The organism is Paenibacillus massiliensis 2301065 = DSM 16942 (genome assembly GCF_000377505.1).
GTDB classification, from domain to species: Bacteria; Bacillota; Bacilli; order Paenibacillales; family Paenibacillaceae; genus Paenibacillus; species Paenibacillus massiliensis.
Genome location: NZ_KB898193.1, coordinates 250,119 through 272,377, shown reverse-complemented (window position 1 = coordinate 272,377; position 22,259 = coordinate 250,119). Strand labels below are relative to the sequence as shown.

Genomic DNA, 22,259 nt, shown 5'->3' with positions numbered 1-22,259 from the left:
AACGTTAATTTATAATCCATAGGGAGGTTTTCTCAGAATGGCTAAAGAGATTAAATTCAGTGAAGATGCTCGTCGTTCCATGCTTCGTGGCGTAGATGCACTGGCTAACGCGGTTAAGGTAACTCTCGGTCCTAAAGGCCGTAACGTAGTGCTGGAGAAGAAATTCGGCAGCCCACTCATTACTAATGACGGTGTAACCATCGCTAAGGAAATCGAGCTGGAAGATGCATTCGAGAACATGGGTGCTCAACTGGTTAAAGAAGTAGCTACCAAGACTAATGATGTTGCTGGTGACGGTACGACTACGGCTACTGTACTGGCTCAAGCCCTCATTACTGAAGGTCTGAAGAATGTAACGGCTGGCGCTAGCCCAATCGGTATCCGTAAAGGGATCGACAAGGCTGTAAAAGCAGCTGTTGCAGAGCTGCAAAACATCGCTAAGCCAATCGAAGGCAAGCAATCCATCGCTCAAGTAGCGGGAATCTCTGCTGCTGACGACGAAGTAGGCGAACTGATCGCTGAAGCTATGGAGAAGGTAGGCAAAGACGGTGTAATCACAGTTGAAGAATCCCGTGGATTCGCTACTGAGCTGGAAGTCGTTGAAGGTATGCAATTCGACCGCGGCTACATCTCTCCATACATGATCACTGATACGGACAAAATGGAGGCTGTACTGGACAACCCGTACATTCTCATTACAGATAAGAAGATTACTAACACACAAGAAATCTTGCCATTGCTGGAGAAGATCGTTCAGCAAGGTAAGCCACTCGTTCTCATCGCTGAGGATGTAGAAGGTGAAGCGCTGGCTATGCTCGTAGTGAACAAGCTGCGTGGTACATTCAATGCTGTAGCTGTTAAGGCTCCTGGCTTTGGTGACCGTCGTAAAGCTATGCTGCAGGATATCGCTGCCCTGACTGGTGGTCAAGTGATCACTGAAGAACTGGGTCTGGACCTGAAATCCGCTACAGTGGACCAACTGGGTACAGCTCGTCAAGTTCGTATTACAAAAGAAAACACAATCGTTGTTGACGGTGCAGGCAACAAAGCCGACATCGATGCTCGCGTAAGCCAAATCCGTACGCAACTGGATGAGACTACTTCCGAGTTCGACAAAGAAAAACTGCAAGAGCGTCTGGCTAAGCTGTCCGGTGGCGTTGCTGTAATCAAAGTCGGTGCAGCTACTGAGACTGAGCTGAAAGAACGCAAACTGCGCATCGAGGATGCTCTGAATGCTACTCGTGCTGCGGTTGAAGAAGGTATCGTATCCGGTGGTGGCGTAGCGCTGCTGAACGTATACAATGCTGTGGCTGCTGTTGAACTGGCTGGTGACGAGCAGACTGGCGTGAACATCGTTCTGCGCGCTCTGGAAGCTCCAATCCGTACTATCGCAGCTAATGCTGGCGAAGAAGGCTCCGTTATCGTTGAGCGCCTGAAACGCGAAGAGATCGGCGTAGGCTACAACGCAGCTACTGGTGACTGGGTGAACATGATCGACGCAGGTATCGTTGACCCTGCGAAGGTAACTCGCTCTGCGCTGCAAAACGCGGCTTCCGTAGCAGCTATGTTCTTGACTACAGAAGCGGTTATCGCTGACAAGCCAGAACCTGCTGGCGCTGCTGGTGCTCCTGACATGGGCGGCATGGGTGGAATGGGCGGCATGATGTAATAAGGGCTCAAAAGCCTGTAAATACTGCTATTTGAAAGGCTCCCGAGAGGGAGCCTTTTCTTAATGACAGATTGTAATATGAAGTGCGACACCTACTGGAAATAAATAAAGAGGTGGCAAAACAGAAGCTGGCCAGATATCCTAGCCAGCTAACTAAAGTCTATTGAAACATCCAGCATTGATGAATCACGGTACACGATTGAGGGGCGACACCAGCAGCTGAAGCAAGTGAAGCCATGGAAAGAGATAACACAGCAATTAACGCAAGTGTAGCGAATTTCTTTTTCATCCTTACACCTCCTGGATAATTTGTGGTTATTGTATCATATTTGGTGTTTTATGGTAAGTGATTAAAATGTGAAAGACTCACTTCAAGAAAGGACTGGTGGATGAATGAAAGTACCAAGTATGCTGCATTACCCAGTCCTATGGATCAAGCCGTAGCTGGTGGACAGGTCGGACAAATGGCGTTGTTTTGAGGATGTAGGGGGAAGAACATCCTACTATCCAAAAAGTGGAGATCCTCCGTATGTATTGATTTCTAAATGCGTGAAAGAAATGTAGCTATGAAACCTATCGAGATAAATATTACACCAGTAGATATACCAATTATATTTCCGGTTTTTGAACTCTCTACATCCTTGTGCCCATAACTGATGCGTTTGAAAAATTGTGAAAACCTAGAATTAGGATACTTGTAATCATAAAGTGAGAAGAAAATTGTTGCGACACCCAAAGCGATCATTATCAATGATTTCATCTCCTTTAAATACTTATTACTACAATAGTAACAAAAAGTTCTATTTCTAAGCGATACTCCTTTATAATTTAATTACAGTATTACTATCTAAAGACTCTTGCAGAGCTTCGTGATTCTGGCATCATCACCAGGCAAGAATTTGAAGCAAAGAAAAAGCAAATTCTTGAACTTTAATCGAAATCATTCAGGTATCCTTGCCAGCTGGCAGGGATGCCTTTTTTTGTATACAATGTCACCCTTACCAGCATACTAACCATGAATTAGCAAGCAGGGGGGAGTAGCATGATTCCATTTCGCCGGCGTAAGAGAACGAATTCGTCACAACACACAACTCATAAAGATGAGACGGAACAGAGGTCAGATGCTACTTCAAGCACCAGAGCTGACTCAGCAGAACGGACGAAACAGACGTCAACTCCTATAAGCTTCTCCCTGTCAGAGTCGTTGGCCTACTTACGTGGGCGAATCGGAGAGAGCCCGGATTTTATCATTAGACGTTGGAGCATTCAGAACCATGCTGGGGTAGAGATCCCTATTGCGGTCTGCTATATCGAGGGTCTCGTCGATTCAATGTTGGTGAGCCGTCTAATGACCCATCTGCTTAGCCATGAGTCGGAGCTGGTCAATAAAGATCATCATACAGAGCAATGGAGCAGATACATTACGGATGGAGATGTGACAGTGGTACGGAGTCGTGAGGAGCTGCTCTCTTCCATTCTCATGGGTAATGCGATGGTCATTCTGGATGGGGACGATGAGGCTGTGGCCGTCTCTGTGCAAGGAGGGATGAGAAGGAGTGTGGAAGAGCCCTCGACCCAGACGGTGGTACGTGGTCCGAAGGAGGGCTTTACAGAAAGCATCAGCACGAATCTTGCTCTCCTTCGCAACCGTATTCGCTCTCCTGAATTGACATTCGATCAACATATCGTCGGCAAGTATACACAGACCCGGATCGTGCTGGCCTACGTAGACGGAATCGTTAATCTGGAGGTACTGACAACAATTAAGGAGCGTCTTCGAGCGGTGGATACAGATAGTGTGCTGGAGAGTGAATATATTGAGGAGTTTATTCAAGACAAATTGTGGACGCCGTTCCCTACGATGTTGAACACAGAACGGCCGGATGCGGTCGCGGGTAACCTGCTGGAGGGGCAGGTAGCTGTGCTCGTAGATGGGACACCTTATGCTTTACTCGCTCCAGCGACGTTTTTCAAATTTTTCCAATCCAGTGAGGACTATTACCAACGGTATGATATTGCTACTTTCTTGCGGTATGTTCGCTTTCTAGCCTTTGTGATTACGCTGCTATTACCGTCTTTATATATTGCCGTCACTACCTTTCAACAGGAGCTGATTCCAACACCGCTGTTGTTCAGCTTGACCGCCCAACGAGAAGGGATACCATTTCCCGCCTTGCTTGAAGCCTTTATGATGGAGATTACCTTTGAGATTATACGTGAAGCAGGTGTGCGTATGCCCCGGGTGGTCGGGTCAGCTATCTCCATCGTGGGTGCGTTGGTACTCGGCCAAGCTGCTGTACAGGCAGGGTTGATCTCCGCTGGTATGGTTATCGTGGTCTCCTTCACGGCGATCTCCAGCTTTGTGATTCCCATGGTGAACATGTCTGCTGCCATCCGATTGATTCGCTTCGCCCTGATGCTACTGGCGGGGGCATTCGGCATCTTCGGCATTATGTGCGGCGTAGTTACGTTGTTGTTCCATATGGCTTCACTCAGTTCCTTCGGCGTGCCTTATCTTACACCGATAGCTCCATTGAAATGGTCGAACATGAAGGATGTCTTCGTACGAACGCCTTGGCCCAAAATGGATCGTCGTCCTGTTCATCTCAGTCAGCGAAATCCGGTGCGTCAAGGTCCTGATCTACAAGAAAGCGAGAAAAATGACAAGTAGGTGAACAGGCTATGTCCCGCTATTGGATGAAGATGTGGATCATTGTACTCGTTACTTCTTTGTTGACAGGCTGTTGGGATCGGCAGGAGCTCAACAAGCTGGGTCTGGCGATTGCGGTGGGGCTGGATTGGGAGGATGATCATTGGAAATTATCCTATCAGGTGCTTGTGCCCTCTGTTATTGGAGGGGGAATGAGCCCAGGGGCTGCATCTGGAGGAGCAGCAGTCCATGTGATTAGCACCCAAGGCAAGACCGTTCGTGAGGCATCTATGAAAACTTCATTAGAGAATACCCGACGTTTATATTTTGCGCATACAGATGTCATGATTATTGGAGAAGAGGCAGCTAGACACGGGATTCATGAGTTTCTTGACTTGTTATTTCGGATCAATGCTTCCCGTGAATCTGTGATTGTGGCCCTTACTGACGGTAAAGCATCTGACCTGATTAGGAAGCTTGTATTACCTGAGAAGTATCCCGGCATTGCACTAACTGAGCTCATCAGGCAGACGTCTAAGGTCAATTCTGATTATCCAACTGTGAAAGTGTATCAGCTCGCACAGAAGATCACATCAGAATCGCACGCGGCCGGCGTGCCAGTGATTATGGCTGGACAGCAATCTAACCCTGTGATGGAGTCTGAAGAGGAGAATAAGAAGACTTCTTCTCCCGGCGCACCTAGAATCGTTAAACTCGGTGTATTTCAGCGAGATCGCCTGATCGGGTGGCTAAGTCGCGAGGAGAGCCAAGGTATGGCTTGGCTTACGAATCAATTCAAGATGGGGACCATTAGTATTCCGGTGTCTACCCGTGCGGGAGGGTATTCCAGCTTTCGCATATTTCGATCGAAGAGCAGGATTAAGCCGATCCCGGTTGGCGATCATTTCAAGATGCAGGTTACGGTTGAGGTGAAGGGTGAACTATTGGAGTATGGAGGCCATTTGGACCTGAAGAGCCCAGATAGTCTCAGACCCATTGAGCGTGAAGTAGAGAAGAAGGTAGCTAATATGATATCCAGGAGCTGGGAGGGCAGTCGGAGATTGAAGGCAGATCTGCCAGGATTCGCTGATGAAATCCATCGGCATTACCCCAATAAATGGAGACAACTGAGCGATCATTGGGACAACGAATTGGCTGCTCTGGACCTTGACGTCCAGGTCAAGGCGAAGATGAAGCGACCGGGTCTGCTGAATAAATCCTTTGAACAGCTATTGCCTCACTAGTAAAGGACGGTATGAGAATGGAGGAAGGCTCGTGAAAAGAGAGCAAGTGCAGACGTCGCAGATTGTCAGTACATTTATCGTGTTCCAAATGGGTGGACTCGCCATTTATTTCTTTGGAGGCTCAGCCAAGCAGGACGCTTGGCTATCTATGCTACTGGGTGCATGTATTGGGCTGGTACTGCTCATGCTGCACTTTGCGATGCATAACAGAGAACCGAATAAGAATCTATTCGAGTTGTTCCAGCACTATATGGGCAAGGGAATAGGCTCCATCATTGCCATTCTGTTCTGCATGTATTTTGCCTATGAATCCTCGCGCAGCCTGCGCGATATTGGAGAGATTACAGTCTATATGCTGCTTAATCAGACACCTATTGTCGTTCCCATGTTAATGATTTTGGGAATCGGATATACGTTAGCTCGTTACGGGCCACGGGTCTACTTACTCGGAACTCAAGTGCTGCTACCAGTGCTGCTGATTAGCTATATCCTCCTGCTTATTATGATTTTCGGTACGGGTTTGGTGAATTTTGAGTATATGCTACCTGTGCTGGAGCATGGAATGCAGCCTGCCTGGGACGCAGCCATACCACAGATGTTATCCTTTCCTTTCGCTCAATCCATCCTGTTCATGGTGTATTTTCCTATGGTAAAGAAAGGTGGTAATCTGCGTAAGTCGATGCTTATCAGCTACGGTGCAGTATCGTTCGCCATGCTAGTCATCAATCAGATCAATTTGCTTGTGCTTGGTCCCGTACTGGCACCTACTGTTGTTTTTCCGCTGTTAAAGGTTGTGCAGTTGATTGAGTTGGCTGAGGTATTTGAGCGAATGGACGTTTTATTTATTCTCGCCGCCTTTTTGGGGCTGGGGACAAGAATGTCCACCTTTCTGATTGCGGCAATCATCGGTTTCTCAGATACAACACGTACAAGCTATAAGAAATGGATACTCCCAGTGTGTGTAGCTGTATTTACGATGTCGATGCTGCCCGCTAACTTTACTGAATTTTATCATGCAGGCATTATTGTGGGGGACATGGTATATCCGATATTCCAAATTCTGCTTCCCATCCTGCTCTTCATCGTGATGCTGCTCCGCCGCAATATACGCCCATCCACTTCAGAAGACCGCAGACGCCTGTCCCCTTAAGTATCTGTATAGATTCGCTATAGACTGCTTGCTGACCATTGTAATGAAATCAAATTTCATGAATTCGGAAGGATGGAGCCTTTCCGTGTAAGGGACTGCCAACTCCTCTGTAAGCCGTTCTGCATCGATAAAGTTTATAGTATCATGAGTGCCATACCTACTAAAACAGGAGGGATGAGCATGTTGAATATAGCCTTTATCGGATTCGGAAATGCCGTAGTGAATTACCATCTTCCTTATGTGGAGCGCCGTGAGGATATCCGTGTGAAGTCGATCTTTCGCAGAGAAGAGGACCGGATCGGGGATACCGACCGGGAGAGCTATTATCCAGCTATTCGCTTTACGACGGACCTGACGGAAGTTCTAATGGATGATGAGATTGACGTAATCGTAGTGTGCACTCAGGTGGATAGTCATGTGGAGTATGCCAGATTGGCCTTGGAGCATGACAAGCATGTGCTTGTGGAGAAGCCATTTGCATCAGATGCAGCGCAAGCACAGGAGATTTTCGAGTTAGCCCGGTCCCGCAATCTTATAGCCATGGCTAACCAGAATCGTAGATATGATGGAGATTTTCTTACATTGAAGAAAGTGCTGGAGAGTGGAAAGCTGGGCAATATCGTGGAGATTCAATCCCATTACGACTACTTCTGGCCCAACTATACAAGACATGGATTTGGGCTCCTGCATGGTCTGGCGGTTCATACGATTGACCAGTTAATCTCATTATATGGCCCTGCGGATCGTATTGATTATGATGTGCGAAGTCTCGTGGCTCCGGGGCAGGCGGACGACTATGTGGATATCGATTTCAGATATGGACGGATGAAAGCTACGATCAAATCCAGCTTGCTCGTCAAGATCGATCATCCGAAGTTCGTGGTGCATGGCGACAAGGGAAGCTTCGTGAAGTACAGTAGCGGTCATCAGGCAAAAGGCCACACTGGGCCAACACTTGTATCCTTCGAGCAGGAGCCAGAGGACAATTGGGGCAAGCTGTCTTATGTGGACGAGGACGGTATAGAGCATAACGAGCGCGTGCCTTCTGAGGTCACAGACTACGGCCTACTGTACGAGGGATTACAGCAAGCGATTCGTCAGGGAGCCGAGAAGCCAGTGAAGGATGAAGAAGTGCTGTATGTGCTGAAGGTGCTAGCGGATGGAGTGGAAGTGGCACGACAGACACAGTAAGCTCTGCAAGTTCTGCAAGTTCTGCAAGTTCTGCAAGTTCTGCAAGTTCTGCAAGTTCTGCAAGTTCTGCAAGTTCTGCAAGTTAGGTTGATACCCGGTATTCCAAAATGGCTTTATTACTGCGAGGGCAAATATGGCCTGGTTTTCAGAAGTAACAATAATAAAATATGTCATATAACAACGTATTAATGAGTCATAGTGAGGGGATCACTTACGAATTGGGGGATAAGGTATGAGAATTGGAACTATTGGCACAGGGTCAATTGTAGATGGCTTTTTGTCAGCAGCAAGTCAATTGGAGCAGGTGAGCTGCACGGCGATGTATTCAAGAAAGCACGAGACAGCGGAGCCCTTGGCTCAAAAGTATGGTGTCGCCACAATCTATACGGATCTAGAGGGGCTGCTAACAGACCCGGCTGTGGAGGTCGTGTACATTGCTTCTCCCAACAGCCTGCATTATGAATATGCACGGAGGGCGCTGGAGCACGGCAAGCATGTGATCTGTGAGAAGCCATTTACATCCACGGCACGCGAAGCAGAGGTATTGCTGGAATTGGCTATGAGTAAGAAGCTGATGCTGTTCGAGGCGATATCCCTGATTCACCTTCCCAATTATCATGAGATAAGAGAATACTTGCCTAAGCTGGGTCCTATTCGCTTCATTCAATGTAATTACAGCCAGTATTCGCGCAAATACAATCAACTGCTGGCAGGAGAGACACCGAATGTGTTTAATCCTGAGTTTTCGGGAGGAGCACTGATGGATATTAACATCTACAACATTCATTTTGTGATGAATCTGTTCGGTAGCCCAGACAGCGTAGCCTACACTGCGAATAAGCACGCGAACGGCATCGACACCTCAGGGGTGGCCGTGCTGCAGTATCCTGACTTTATCGCGGAATGTGTAGGGTCCAAGGATACGGCAGGTATGAACTTTGCCTTGATTCAAGGGGAAAAGGGATATTTGCATGTGGTCGAAGGTCCGAACGGTTGCCGGAGCTTCTGGGTGAAGTTGGGAGATGAGGCCGAGGAGGTCAATGTCCAGACAGAAGCTAATCGGCTTTATTACGAGCTGAAGTCCTTCCACGATATGATTGCAGGTCAGGACCTGGAACGATGCTATGAACTACTAAAATATAGCTACTCTGTCATGCAGGTATTGGATCGGGCGCGACAGCATGCCGGAATCGTCTTTCAGGCAGACCAATCCCAGCCTTGAGTTCTGCTGCTATTTTTCAATAGTAATTACTATTACAATCAATCCATTCCCTGTGACTGGTCATGATGGGACAGTTCCTCTAATATGAGCAATAAGCCAAGGAAAGCAGCAGTAGCTGCCAACTCCTTGGCTTATTCATCGTTGTCCAAGAGACATACGTACAGGAGGTCAAAAATGTACATGATGGAGATCATGGAGGATGGCTTGGACAAGCGGAAGTCGCCACGATCATTCGGTAGCAGCAGTACGGCATCGCATTGCTTTGCCAGTGTAGAGCTGGCATGGGAGGTAATTGCAACGGTCTTACCTTGTCTATGCTTCAACTGTCGGGCAGCTTCGAGCATAGCTGGAGTTTCTCCGGTTTTGGAAATGATGAGCGACAAGGGGAGTGCCTCCTGGTTCAGCTGGCGAATGTAGTGGACATTAACGGTGTTGTATGCCATCGACGATTTTCCGAGTTCATTCCACTTGCTGCTGGCCTGTTGCCCTAGATAATAATTTGAGTCACTTCCGTAGATATCAATGCGCCTGCATTCCTGTAGCCAGCGATATACTTTCAAGAGCTCACTGTGGCTCAGCAGACGCCGGGTCTGCTCTACCGCTTGCTGATATAGATACGGGACTTTGTCCATGGCGAGGATAGTCGGGTCAGCCACCTTCGCATTCATTCCGTCCTCATACACAGCAATATCCTGCGGCGAATGTGGGTATTGTAGCGCGAGTTGAAGCTGGAAATCCGGGTAGCCCTTGGTACCAAGCTTCTTGCAGAAGCGCACAATGGTCGAAGAGCTCGTGTAGGTCTGCTGTGCCAGCTCCTGAGCCGTTGAGGTAAAAACAGCCTCCGGATTGCTCAGTACATAGGCCGCAATATGCTGTTCCTGGATAGTCAAGTTCTCCGCGTACTTCAGCTGTTGGATGAGCATGTCTGAATCCTCTCTGTTCTTACATATCTAATTCTATATTACCTTGAAGCCTTCTATAGCTCAACATGCTGTATCTGGGATACGAGGCTTGGGATGGACAGTGAATGAAAAAAAACGACAAATTTCGCAAACTCTCTTCATAGTGCAGCAGGAATAACCGATGATTCTAACGATGGTGCAAATTTGAAGAATAGAAGAGGGTGAAGTATCCGATGAACAAAAGGTTTCAATGGAATACGTTAAGAGTCAAACTGACAGCATTTGTGATGGTAGCCGTGTTGATCCCAAGCCTGTTGGTGGGATTCTTCTCATACAATAGCTCCAAGACGCAGCTGCAGGTCAAGCTGAATGAGTCAGCAGTTTCTCAGATGCAGCTTCTGGATGCCGCATTAAATCAGCTTGTAGAGATGGAGATAGCGAATGTTAACGGGCTAGCCCAGCAGCTTAGCTCGGAGCAATTGGATGTGAACGATCCTGAGGCGCGCAGAATCATTGATAATTTCGTGACCAGCCACCCGGAGATCGAAATTCTGGTCATCGGTAACGACCAAGGGGCATGGATGAAGTCCCCTGACCCAGGCCAGCAGGATTATGATCCACGCACCCGCTCATGGTATAAGACCATGATGGTAGACCCTACACAAGCTGCCGTAGCTGACCCCATCATATCGGCGACTTCAGGTAACTATAATCTGAATATTACAAGAGCCTTCCCGGATGGCAAAGGGGGCGTAACGCTCGCGATCAGCTTTGGCAAAATTAATGATATCATCAGTGGGCTGCATGTCGGCTCAGAGGGCTATGCGTTTATTCTGGACAAGACCAATAAAATTATGGCTCACCCTACAATGACCCCCGGGGATCAAGTAGAGGGCAGTCAATACGACTATATTCAGCAGAACGATTCCGGCACGCTAGATTTTGCGCTGGATACAGGTGAACAGGTTCAGACGAACTTCATGACGAACAAGTATACCGGTTTGAAGATTGTAACGGCACTTAAAATCAATGAGTATAGCGTGGCTTCACAGCCTATTCTGTATACGATGTGGATAGTGCTTGGTGTCTCCGTCATTGTGATGCTGGTCATCCTCGTCATCGTGATTCGCGGGATTACGCGTCCAATCGAACAGATGGTAGTATCTACGAAGCGGGTAAGTGAAGGGTATCTGAACGAGCAAATCAATACGCGGCGCAAGGATGAAGTCGGGCAGCTGGCCTCCAACTATAATGCTATGATCATCTCCTTACAGAGGGTCATTCAAGAGCTGGCCAATACGTCCTCGCATCTGGTCGCATCCAGTGAAGAGATGAATGCAACGACAGAGCAGAATTCCAAGGCAGTAGAGCATGTAACCGAGCTTGTTGTGAAGTCGGCAGACGGTGCAGAGGTTCAGGCGAATGTCTCAAGAGAAAGCGCGAGAGCGATGGAGGAGGTATCTGCTGGCATTACGCGCATTGCAGACACCTCGAATACGATTTTTACATCGACAGAGAAGACAGTACAGACGATTAAGCTAGGAAGTGGGAAGGTATCAGAAATGAAGGCACAGATGGAGGCTATACAAACCTCTGTTCGAGAGTCAGCTTCCATGATCGAGCAACTGAACCAGCATAGCAGCGACGTCATTGAGATGAGTAAGGGCATTGCGGATATAGCGAAGCAGACGAACCTGTTATCGCTCAATGCTTCCATTGAAGCAGCCAGAGCAGGGGAGCAGGGCAAGGGCTTTGCTGTGGTCGCCAATGAGGTTAGCAAGCTTGCGGATCAATCCAAGGGGACTGCCGACCAGATTCAGCTCGTCATAACCCAAATGATTGATATGATTCGCAATGTAGCACATATGATGGAGGGACAGGTGATCTCCGATGTCACGCATGGTCTGCAGGTGACTCAAGAGACAACGGAAGCGTTCGCTGATATCCAGGCCGCGACGGAGCAGATCGTAGATCAGCTTGAAGATGTATCGTCTGTAACTCAGCAGATCTCCGCCAGCGCTGAGGAGGTATCTGCATCTGTACAGGAGGTAGCCGACATCGCTCAAGCCAATATGGAATCCTTCCAGGGAGTCACTGCTGCTTCCGAACAGCAGCTTGCTTCAATAGAAGATATTCATGCTGCCGCCAATACTTTGTCCAGGATGGCAGAGAACATGCAGCAGGTCGTAGAGCGTTTCAAGCTGTAAGAGGATAACCAATCCTTAGGCCTGATCTGGGTACATGCACAATATGGAAAGTCCGCCTATATAATGTGTTAAAAAAGGAGCTCTCCAGCATGTATTCTACCTTGCCTTTCATGCATTACATGAATTCCTTCCAGGTGTACCGTCATGATCTGTGGACCCCGTCCATGGTGGAATTGAACAGAACGCTTCGTGCATTATGGGAGCAGCATATCTATTGGACACGTTTGACAGTGAATAGCATTGTGGGCAGTCTGCCAGATCAGCAGGCAACGACGGCCAGGCTGCTGCGGAACCCGGAGGATTTTGCAGCTGTGCTGAAGCCACTCTATGGTCCAGCCATAGCAGGGGAATTTGCACGCTTGCTGCGAGAGCATCTCACGATTGCCGCAGAGCTAGTGCAGAAGCTCAAGTCCAACCAGATCAAGGAGGCAGAAGATGCCCAGAGGCGGTGGTACGCCAATGCAGATGCTATTGCAGCGTTTCTAGGCAAAATTAACCCCTATTGGTCTGAGGAGGAGTGGAGGCATATGATGTATGAGCATCTGCGTCTACTCACAGCAGAGGTAGCAGCCCGTATTGCGGGGAAATATGAGGAGAATGTTGCCACCAATAATCTGATTGAGCCGCAAGCGCTAGAGATGGCCGACGTAATGACGAGAGGAATTGTGCAGCAATTCCCTGCAAGCTTTCAGGGGTAAATTGGATGCCAATGAATTCAATGAATAACATTAAGATGTCTTGCCCTTTACCGGGTAATGGCATCTTTTTGTGTGAGGTTATGCATTGGAGGATTCTATCAGGACAGAATGAAAATATCATAATTTCTTAGGTTATAGGTGAAGAGCTATTTTTCTATATGTTTAATGTAATTTAATGTTTAGACCTAATTATTTACAAATGATACGATGATATAAGATTTATAGTTTTTTTACAATCATGGGAATTGACTAGCTAAGGAGAGTGTTTTGTTGTGAAGAAGAAAAGTCTTGCCTTGTTACTGTCTGGCTTTGCACTAGGTGTAACGGCATCATTCGGTGGTTCGGCCTATGCTGCGGTCAAGCAGTATATACTTACTGAATTCAACAGTCCGGTTGTTGTGAATGGAACCCTGTATAAGGACCAAACGAATCCTATCCTGAACTATAATGGAAAAACGTATATCCCGTTGTCTAAAATCGGTGATCTCACAGGCGTACCCTATAGATGGAATGCTGATAAAAAACAGGTTGAGATCGGGAATGCGACTTCTGTCTCTGCTTCCAACTCCGCTTCCAGCTCCGATGTAGATATTTACACCATTGATGATGGTCGAATTCGAAATACAGATGCCATGATTGCCGAGGAGCAGGCTATTAAGGACTTTAATAAGAATAACCAGGTCCTTGTGGAGAGTGAATCGGGTGTCTATCCGTCCAACGGGATCAAAGTATTCAGAGCTTATGACAAAAGTGGCAAGCTGATCAAGGAGTATACCGATTCGGATGATTCAAACCTGATTATTGCCGAGACTATGCCAGGAAGTACTATCCCACCTAAAATCTCTGAAGGCTGGCTTGCCAGCGAGTTGCTGGAGGATGCTTATGATTATGATGTGATCGTGGAAGGTAACGATCTGATCGTCAAGACAGGCCCGTTTGTAGCCAATACAAAAGAATTCGCACGTCTTACCCTCGATGAGAGCATCATTAATGGTACTAGTGGCAAGGCAACGGTGAATGGAATTGGCGTTACTAAGTATAAGAACAGCTACTATTTCAATATCAATAGCCTCAAGCAAGCTGGGCTGATCTGATTTGTTTTGTTTACCAAAGTAGGGTCTTTTGCTCCCATAAGTGATTATGGAGTGAAGGGCCTTTTTCCAGTATTCTCATCTGCATATTCCATCACTCAAGCAGAGAAGCTAAACGAGTCCAAAAATAAAGGAGTGATACGTATGGGAATATTAAGTGGCAACCCTAAAGATGAACCAATGCATTACGGAGAAGTCTATGGAGTATGGCAGACATCCATGATGGCCAAAGGAGCACTCTCTTGTTACCAGGCGTACCTGAATCATGCAGGCGATAAGGATCTGAGAAAGACGTTAGAGGCTCTGATCGACCAAGCCAAGCTGGAGATTAAAGAGTGTGACACGCTGTTGACGGATAACGGAATTGCCTCATCCCCGGCTCTGCCAGAGAGACCTGCTGTTAAATTAGAGGATATCCCTGCAGGAGCTCGATTTACAGACCCAGAGATTGCAGCCAAGATCGCCGTAGACACAGGGGCAAGCCTGGTAGCATGTAGCTCCATGATGGGTCAATGCATTAGAGAGGACATAGGGGCATTATATGCCAAATACCATGTGACGAAGGCCGCATTGGGTGTGCGCATTCTTCAATTAACGAAAGAAAAAGGCTGGCTCATTCCTCCTCCACTTCAGATGAAGAGACGTGAAGCTGTGGAAGTCTAACTCTAACTGTAGAACTAACGGGATATACCTTGCATGGCGAAGAGCAGGTGGCTAAGATCCGCCTGTTCTTTTCTAATATTTATTCCATGTGAATTGTTGCTTCAAAGGGAAGGGAATCGAACACTAGCCTTTTAAAGTACATACAAATGAATCTTTTTAGTTGCTTTAACTCACAATGAATTATAAGCGTTGTTGTACACACATCCTGATGGCTTAGAAAAATAGCGAAGTATGAAGTGATGAGAATAGAGGTGTTCAAGGTGAATTACTATGAAGTATGGGAAGAATTCTGGAAGTCATGCGTTGTCATTATAGGAGCTATGGTGCTGTTAAGAATCGCGGGCCGTAAATCCATCTCGCAAATGACTATTCCCACTACAGTCATCATGATCTCCATTGGTACCGTCATCGTACAGCCGATTGCAGATAAGAGCATCTGGTTGGCTCTGGTAGCAGCGGTTACATTCATTACTATTTTGCTGCTGATGGAATATTTGGAGCTGAAATGGAGTTGGTTCGAGAATTTGATGCGCGGCCGCGCGGTGACCGTCATTCGTGAGGGACGGCTGCAGGAGCATGAACTAAAGAAGCTACGGATGACAGTGGACCAGCTGGAGATGAAACTACGGCAGACAGGAATTGCTCGTTTTGAGGATATAAAGACGCTGACGGTGGAGACCAATGGTCTAATCGGCTACGAATATATGCCTGAAGCGCAGCCTGTAACGTTTGGACAAGTCAAGGCTCTAATGGAGCAATACTGGGGAAGCAATCAGCAGGGACAGTTGCAAACACAGTCAGAAGCACAGTCACAGCAACAAGGACAGTCACAGCAGCAGCAGCTAAAGTCGGAACAGGCTCCAGCCTCCTCCGTGAAATCTGATTTATTCAAGGAGTTGAGCCAAGGAGAGGCCCATCACGAGAATAAAACCCTGAATTAACCAAGCGAGGAACGAGGCAGGCATTGAGGACAAGCTCATAATATTGTATGATGTAGCTTGAGTTTGCAGTCAGCTGCAAGGTTAGCAGTGAGTCACGAGATGATTGCGTGTATTGAATCTTGTCTGATTGCAGGGCATCTTAGCTTGAGGTACAGAATTCTATAGTAAAGTGAGCCGTGAACATGTATCCAAATGAACAACAATACAGCATGCCGCCAGAATGGGCGCCGCATGAGCGTACTTTTATATCCTGGCCTGTGCAATCCTCCATGGTCTATCCTGACACCCATGCTTCCGTGTGTGAGGGCTACGCAGAGATTATTCGTGCGATGGCCGAATTCGAGCCTGTCACTGTAGTGGTGAATGGTGCTGATCTGGAGCAAGTGCGTGCACTCCAGCTTGGTGACAATGTAGAGTTGCTACCAATCGAGCATAACGATGCCTGGTTGCGTGACAACGGTCCGACCTTCATCAAGGATGCAAGTGGACGTCTGGCAGGAGTGAACTGGAAGTTCAACGCCTGGGGCGAGAAATACAAGCCTTGGGATCTGGACGATCATGTGGCGCCACAGATTTTGCAGCATCTGGATGTTACCCAGTTTGATGCTCCGCTAGTCATGGAAGGAGGCTCTCTTCATGTGGATGGAGAAGGCATGCTCCTGACGACAGAGGAATGTCTTCTGAATCCGAATCGTAATCCACAGATGAGCAGAGCTGATATTGAAGAGCAGCTGTACCGTTACACAGGAGTGGAGAAGGTCATTTGGTTGAAGCGTGGATTATCTGGTGACGAGACGGATGGTCATGTCGATAATATTGCTTGTTTTGCTGCGCCAGGCAAGGTCATCATTCAGGTGTGCAATGATCCAGAGGATGAGAACTATGAGATCAGCCGTGAAAATCTGGAGATTCTGCGTAACACAACCGATGCTCGTGGGCGCAAGCTGGAGATTATCGAGATTCAGCAGCCACCGAGAAGAGATTATGAAGATAGCCGACTAACACTAAGCTATATTAATTTTTATTTTGTCAATGACGGCATCATTCTGCCGGTATTCGGCGAGACGGCGGCAGAGACAGATCGACTTGCTGAGCAGGTGCTGAGCCAGGTGTTCCCGAATCGTCGTATCCGCACAGTAGACGGCATGGCCGTTATTCGTGAAGGCGGAAATGTACATTGCACCACACAGCAGATGCCTGCCTCAATCCGAGGCTAGTAACTTGGCCGAATCTAATTTCAGGTGTAACGTGTAAAGCCAGTCGACAGGGCTCCCCGTTTGCAGCGGCTCTACGCTCACATTTGACTGGTCAAGGTACGGGACCCTAGATGAATTGTCTAAAAGGAGGATGAACATGAGAGAAGTGAAGGTTGCAGCTACCCAAATGAGCTGTTCAACGAATATAGATGAGAATATTAGCAAGGCAGAGACTCTTGTGCGCCAGGCGGCGGCGGATGGAGCGCAAATTATTTTGCTGCAGGAGCTGTTCGAGACGCCTTACTTCTGTCAGAAGGAGAAGGCTGATTACTATGTATACGCGACGGAGCTGGAGCACAACAAGGCCGTGAATCATTTCAAGGCGATCGCCAAGGAATTGCAGGTCGTATTACCGATCAGCTTCTATGAGAAGAAGAACTATGCACGCTACAATTCTCTCGCCGTCATTGATGCGGACGGAGAAGTACTGGGCAAGTATCGGAAGAGTCATATCCCGGACGGCCCTGGCTATGAGGAGAAGTTCTACTTCAATCCAGGCGATACCGGCTTCAAGGTGTGGAATACACGCTATGCGAAGATCGGTGTGGGCGTATGCTGGGATCAATGGTACCCAGAAGCGGCCAGATGCATGGCGCTCATGGGAGCAGAGCTGCTCTTCTACCCTACGGCGATCGGCTCGGAGCCGCAGGATGGAGACATTGATTCCAAGGATCACTGGCAGATGTGCATGCGTGGACATGCAGCCTCTAACCTGATTCCTGTCATTGCTTCCAACCGGATTGGACTGGAGGAGGATGAGGATTCCAGCATTACGTTCTATGGCTCCTCGTTCATTGCAGGTCCGCAAGGGAATATGATTCAAGAGGCTGGACGTACAGAGCAATCCGTGCTGACAGCTACTTTTGATCTGGATGCATTGGAAAATGCACGTATAGAGTGGGGAATCTTCCGCGATCGTCGTCCAGAGCTATACAAGGCTATCGCAACGTATGATGGGGAAATCAAGCTGTAAGCTCGGAGCAATTCTTTTTCTCATTAGTATGGCTGTACAATTAGAAGTACTGCGAATTTCACGAAATAATGTAATAAAACGAGACTGATGACTACCAGTGATGGTAAGCATCAGTCTTTTTCTTTTTTAACAAAACTACCCAATATTAACAGAGGAATAACAGTCGCATGATGCTCACATGACACATGATCTCTACACTGATGAAGGTAACAGGAACAATTTACCGTTTTAAGTCATTGCAGAAGGGATGAATTTATGAGTGAGCTTCACGAGTCGATGAATTTTCCGGTTCGCAAAAGAACCAAGGCGCGACAGAGCATGAATCGACCAGCCTCGCTACGGGTACAAATGCTTCGTGAGCAAGCATTGGCTTATGTATTCTTGGCCCCGTCGATGCTGCTATTCTCCATCTTCATGTTCTACCCGATGCTGAAATCCGTCTATTTGAGTCTTCACTCGACCTCGCCCGCTGGGCAGGTAGCAGCATTCGTGGGACTGGATAACTTTGTGACGTTGCTTCGCTCGGGACTCTTCTTTCAGGGCATTCAGGTCACCGTTCTATTCGCCCTGCTCACAGTGCCAGTTGGCATCTTGCTAGCATTGGTACTGGCGGCGCTGACCCACACAAAGCTCAGGGGAATGCGTATCTTCCAATTCAGCTTTGCCTTGCCTATGGTGCTGTCGGTAGGCTCCTCAGCAGTCATCTGGAAATTCCTCTTTCATCCGACTCTGGGTATGCTGAATTATTGGCTCAGCCTGGTAGGGATTGAACCGATTCCGTGGCTGACAAGCCCGGACTGGGCCTTGTTCTCGATTGCCATGATGACCATCTGGATGAATCTGGGCTTCAATTATATAGTCCTGTCCAGTGGGCTTCAAGGGATACCGGAGGAGCTCTATGAGAGTGCTAAAATCGATGGAGCAGGGGCGATGGTTACGTTCTGGCGTATCTCGTTACCGTTGCTGTCCCCGACAATATTTTTCGTGGTTGTCGTATCCATCATCGGGGCGTTCCAATCCTTCGCACAGATCAACATTCTGACCAAGGGTGGACCTATGAACAGCACGAATGTCTTCGTCTATTCAATCTATCAGGAAGCCTTCGTGAACTTTCGCTTTGGAACGGGCAGTGCTCAGGCACTCGTACTGTTCAGTGTCATCTTCCTGTTGACGCTCATTCAGTTCAAATGGGTAGAGAAGAAGGTGCATTATCAATGAAGCGCTCTTTGCAGACATCGCTGATCTATGTTGTATTGACGATCCTGGCTCTACTCGTGCTATACCCGGTAATTTATACATTTTTTATGTCCGTCATGTCACCGCAGGATGCGAGTGCTTATCCGCCGCGTCTTGTCCCGACATCCTTTCATCTGGTGAACTTCGTTGAAGTGTTCGGGATTGTACCGATTGGCAGATTCATTGCCAATACGTTCTTGGTATCCGGGATCACCATGGTCGGTCAGTTGATTACCGCCAGTCTCGCAGCTTATGCGTTTGCCAAAATGGAATTCAAGGGCAAAAATCTTATGTTCAGCCTGTTCGTGGCTACCATGATGATCCCATGGGAGGTCACGATGATTCCGAATTATCTGACCATTCGCAGCTGGAACTGGCTCGATACATATCAGGGACTTACGATCCCTTTTCTCGCTACAGCCTTTGGGACTTTTTTGCTCCGCCAATTCTTCATGCAGCTGCCCAAGGAGCTCTATGAGGCGGCACGCATGGACGGATGTGGTCATATTCGTTATTTCCTGTTCCACGTGCTGCCGCTATCTCGTCCGGCACTTGGCACACTTGCGGTCTATTCTTTTCTGGATATGTACAATGCGTATTTGTGGCCATTGCTCGTTACGAACACACCACAGATGCGCACCGTACAGATTGGCATATCCATGCTGGAATTCCAGGAAGCCACCTCGTGGAATCTCGTATTTGCAGGAACTGCGCTCGTTATTCTACCGTCGCTGCTCCTGTTAATCCTTGGGCTGAAGCAGCTGGTACGTGGAATGGCAGCAGGGGCCCTCAAAGGATAAACCAGTATCACATGATCTCATTACCATAATCTCATTACCATAATCTCATTCACATTCATCCAAATCCATATTCATTCAAATCAAAGGAGCGATTCCATGTTCACGCGTAAGAAATCTATTCCACTCATGCTTATTTGTCTTAGTATGCTGCTCGTTCTCTCAGCCTGCAGTGGAGGTACAGCGGCGGAGAATGCCCAAAATCCTGCGAGTGAAGGCGGTACTGGAGGCCCTGTTAAGGTAACCTGGTGGCACTCGATGTCCGGAAATGGTGAGAAGGCCATTCAACAAATCGCGGATAAGTTCAACAGCTCACAAAGCGACATTCAGGTTGAAGCGATCTATCAAGGGAAGTATGATGACAGCCTGAACAAGCTCAAGGCCTCTATGGGCTCGGATAGTGGACCGGATCTGATTCAGGTCTATGAGATCGGGAGTAAATTCATGATTGATTCCAAAGCCATCACCCCGGTACAGCAATTCATTGATAAGGATCAATTTGACCTGTCTAAGCTGGAGCCGAACATCACTCGTTATTACACGATAGACGGCAAGCTGAATGCGATGCCATTCAATACATCCAATCCAATTCTGTACTATAACAAGGATGCCTTTAAGGCTGCGGGCCTGGACCCTGAGAAGCCACCTGTGACGTTTGAAGACTTCGAGCAAGCGGCTACAGCTCTGAATGCGAACGGACAGACAGGAGCTTCCATCGCGATTTATGGATGGTTCCTGGAGCAATTTTTTGCTAATCAAAATGCTGAGTACGTGAACAATGGCAATGGTCGAGACGCTGCTGCCACTGAATCTCTGATTAACAGCGAAGCCGGCGTGAAAACCTTGACGTGGTGGAAGGGCATGCTGGATAAGAAGATCATTTCGAATCTGGGACGGAATACCGACGACACGAACAGTGCATTTGCAGCAGGTCAGATTGCCATGACACTGGATTCGACAGCAGGCCTGCGTTCCATCGTGGAGAAGGTTGGAGACAAGTTCGAGGTAGGTACAGCATTCTTGCCGCGTCCTTCTAGCGCCACTGAGGGTGGGGTCGTCGTTGGGGGAGCCAGTCTCTATATTATGAACAACAAGTCAGAGGAGCAGCAGCAAGCGGCTTGGGAATTCATCAAGTTCGTCGCTTCTCCTGAGGTTCAGGCGGAGTGGAGTGTGAATACGGGCTACTTCCCAATTACAACAGCAGCTTATGAGCAGCAGGTGTTGAAGGATAACATGGAGAAATATCCACAATTCAAGACTGCGGTCGATCAGCTGCACGCTTCTGCCGCGACGAAGGCAACGCAAGGGGCTGTCATGGGTGTATTCCCGGAGGCTCGTCAGATTGCGGAAGGTGCCATCGAGTCGGTGTTAAATGGACAACAGGAGCCGAAGGCGGCCCTGGACCAGGCAGCACAGCAAATTACGGAGAAGATTGCGCAGTATAATCAGACCGTGCAATAAGTACACAGATTAACAATCAATTTCAGTTAAGGTACTAGGTTCGTAGAATTGAATAGCTACAGCTGAAGAGGCTAATATGCTCTCCTCAGAGTGGATAGGTGAAGTCACATTTACCAACACACTTGAGGGGAGCATTTTTATTGTCTATGTTGCTAGGAGCTGTTCCCAAGGTTATTGAACGACTTGTTTGAACGGTTATTCTAAATTCATTCGATTGGAAATTTTAGTATTGAAGTTAGGGCACTGACATGATTATAATAACTTCAGTGGATTTTTTGTACTGGATGGTCAGTTCAAAAAAAGGAGGAAGCATGAAAAATCAAACGAAGGAGCTCATCTTCAATGGTGCACTGAGGGCCTTTTCCGAACGTGGCTATAACGAGACCAATATGGAAGAGATCGCACGGGCATGCAGCATTGCCAAAGGTACGTTGTACTATAATTTCAAGAACAAGCAGGAGCTGTATATCTTCATTCTCAAGACAGGTATGGACCGATTCGTAGAGCAAATGAAGCAGGGCATGGATCTGATTCCAACGGAGAATGTCATGGAGCGGGTGGAGCAACTCTTTGAGCTTCATTTCAAATTCATGAGGGAGGAACAGGATTTTTGCCGATTGCTTGTCAGTAAGGGCTGGGTCGTCAATGAGCATCATTTTGATATTCGCCAGGTGCTAGATAGCTACTTCACCTACATGGAGAACGAGATTGATTCTGCCAAGCAGCTTGGGTTTATTGCACAGGAGCTCGACACCAAGACGATTACCAATTGTGTCTTCGGGATCTACATCTTCATGCCGATGAGCGTCGTTATTGGGGGAGACGGTGTTCCCGACCCGCAGATTCGCAGAACGGTAAGAACATTCATTTACAATGCATTGGGGCTGAAGGCTCCGCAATTATAATCA

19 protein-coding genes and 1 pseudogene are annotated in these 22,259 nt (G+C 47.8%); 18 read left to right on the top strand and 2 right to left on the bottom strand.

Annotated elements, in window-relative coordinates; all coding sequences use genetic code 11:
• Nucleotides 1-37: 37 nt before the first annotated feature.
• Nucleotides 38-1,669 (top strand): chaperonin GroEL, encoded by a 1,632-nt coding sequence (groL, locus tag D328_RS0119220; protein WP_018886665.1) that lies wholly within the window; start codon nt 38-40, stop codon nt 1,667-1,669.
• Nucleotides 1,670-1,829: 160 nt separating this feature from the next.
• Here the strand turns inward: groL and D328_RS31780 are convergent, their stop codons facing one another.
• Nucleotides 1,830-1,958, bottom strand: coding sequence for a hypothetical protein (locus tag D328_RS31780; protein WP_018886664.1), 129 nt, complete (start codon nt 1,956-1,958; stop codon nt 1,830-1,832).
• A gap of 570 nt (nt 1,959-2,528) precedes the next feature.
• Here D328_RS31780 and D328_RS31910 point away from each other — a divergent pair.
• The 6 genes and pseudogenes from D328_RS31910 to D328_RS0119185 all read left to right on the top strand — a co-directional run.
• Nucleotides 2,529-2,603: pseudogene (locus D328_RS31910) on the top strand (SHOCT domain-containing protein); the annotation flags it as partial.
• 108 nt (nt 2,604-2,711) lie between these two features.
• Nucleotides 2,712-4,340 carry a spore germination protein gene (locus D328_RS0119205; protein ID WP_018886662.1) on the top strand — a complete coding sequence of 543 codons (1,629 nt, stop codon included), beginning with the start codon at nt 2,712-2,714 and terminating at the stop codon, nt 4,338-4,340.
• Nucleotides 4,341-4,351: 11 nt separating this feature from the next.
• Nucleotides 4,352-5,563, top strand: coding sequence for a Ger(x)C family spore germination protein (locus D328_RS0119200; protein WP_018886661.1), 1,212 nt, complete (start codon nt 4,352-4,354; stop codon nt 5,561-5,563).
• Nucleotides 5,564-5,594: 31 nt separating this feature from the next.
• Nucleotides 5,595-6,713 (top strand): GerAB/ArcD/ProY family transporter, encoded by a 1,119-nt coding sequence (locus D328_RS0119195; RefSeq protein WP_018886660.1) that lies wholly within the window; start codon nt 5,595-5,597, stop codon nt 6,711-6,713.
• 180 nt (nt 6,714-6,893) lie between these two features.
• Nucleotides 6,894-7,904 carry a Gfo/Idh/MocA family oxidoreductase gene (locus D328_RS0119190; protein WP_018886659.1) on the top strand — a complete coding sequence of 337 codons (1,011 nt, stop codon included), beginning with the start codon at nt 6,894-6,896 and terminating at the stop codon, nt 7,902-7,904.
• Nucleotides 7,905-8,136: 232 nt separating this feature from the next.
• Nucleotides 8,137-9,126, top strand: coding sequence for a Gfo/Idh/MocA family protein (locus D328_RS0119185; protein WP_018886658.1), 990 nt, complete (start codon nt 8,137-8,139; stop codon nt 9,124-9,126).
• Between the two features lie 131 nt (nt 9,127-9,257).
• Here the strand turns inward: D328_RS0119185 and D328_RS0119180 are convergent, their stop codons facing one another.
• Nucleotides 9,258-10,049 carry a MurR/RpiR family transcriptional regulator gene (locus D328_RS0119180; protein WP_018886657.1) on the bottom strand — a complete coding sequence of 264 codons (792 nt, stop codon included), beginning with the start codon at nt 10,047-10,049 and terminating at the stop codon, nt 9,258-9,260.
• Between the two features lie 212 nt (nt 10,050-10,261).
• On the opposite strand from D328_RS0119180, the gene D328_RS0119175 reads away from it, so the two are divergent.
• The 11 genes from D328_RS0119175 to D328_RS0119125 all read left to right on the top strand — a co-directional run bounded on the left by D328_RS0119175 (nt 10,262) and on the right by D328_RS0119125 (nt 22,256).
• Nucleotides 10,262-12,235: a methyl-accepting chemotaxis protein gene (locus tag D328_RS0119175; protein WP_018886656.1), complete on the top strand. Its 1,974-nt coding sequence runs from the start codon at nt 10,262-10,264 to the stop codon at nt 12,233-12,235.
• An 89-nt stretch (nt 12,236-12,324) separates the two neighbouring features.
• Complete coding sequence (locus D328_RS0119170; protein WP_018886655.1) at nt 12,325-12,933, top strand: hypothetical protein; 609 nt, start codon at nt 12,325-12,327, stop codon at nt 12,931-12,933.
• 272 nt (nt 12,934-13,205) lie between these two features.
• A complete protein-coding gene (locus D328_RS0119165; RefSeq protein WP_018886654.1) occupies nt 13,206-14,027 on the top strand; it encodes a hypothetical protein in 822 nt (273 codons plus the stop codon).
• 141 nt (nt 14,028-14,168) lie between these two features.
• On the top strand, nt 14,169-14,687 hold the full coding sequence (locus D328_RS0119160; RefSeq protein ID WP_018886653.1) for a DUF3231 family protein: 519 nt from the start codon (nt 14,169-14,171) through the stop codon (nt 14,685-14,687).
• 260 nt (nt 14,688-14,947) lie between these two features.
• Nucleotides 14,948-15,628 (top strand): DUF421 domain-containing protein, encoded by a 681-nt coding sequence (locus D328_RS0119155; RefSeq protein WP_026281269.1) that lies wholly within the window; start codon nt 14,948-14,950, stop codon nt 15,626-15,628.
• Nucleotides 15,629-15,810: 182 nt separating this feature from the next.
• Nucleotides 15,811-16,845 carry an agmatine deiminase family protein gene (locus D328_RS0119150; protein ID WP_018886651.1) on the top strand — a complete coding sequence of 345 codons (1,035 nt, stop codon included), beginning with the start codon at nt 15,811-15,813 and terminating at the stop codon, nt 16,843-16,845.
• A gap of 136 nt (nt 16,846-16,981) precedes the next feature.
• Nucleotides 16,982-17,857 (top strand): N-carbamoylputrescine amidase, encoded by an 876-nt coding sequence (gene aguB / locus D328_RS0119145; protein ID WP_018886650.1) that lies wholly within the window; start codon nt 16,982-16,984, stop codon nt 17,855-17,857.
• Nucleotides 17,858-18,133: 276 nt separating this feature from the next.
• On the top strand, nt 18,134-19,075 hold the full coding sequence (locus D328_RS0119140) for a carbohydrate ABC transporter permease (RefSeq protein ID WP_407667807.1): 942 nt from the start codon (nt 18,134-18,136) through the stop codon (nt 19,073-19,075).
• On the top strand, nt 19,072-19,893 hold the full coding sequence (locus D328_RS0119135) for a carbohydrate ABC transporter permease (protein WP_018886648.1): 822 nt from the start codon (nt 19,072-19,074) through the stop codon (nt 19,891-19,893). The genes D328_RS0119140 and D328_RS0119135 overlap by 4 nt, the downstream gene beginning before the upstream one ends.
• A gap of 96 nt (nt 19,894-19,989) precedes the next feature.
• Nucleotides 19,990-21,351: an ABC transporter substrate-binding protein gene (locus tag D328_RS0119130; protein WP_018886647.1), complete on the top strand. Its 1,362-nt coding sequence runs from the start codon at nt 19,990-19,992 to the stop codon at nt 21,349-21,351.
• Nucleotides 21,352-21,662: 311 nt separating this feature from the next.
• Entirely contained in the window at nt 21,663-22,256 is a 594-nt protein-coding gene (locus D328_RS0119125; protein ID WP_018886646.1) for a TetR/AcrR family transcriptional regulator, read from the top strand.
• Nucleotides 22,257-22,259 lie beyond the last annotated feature (3 nt).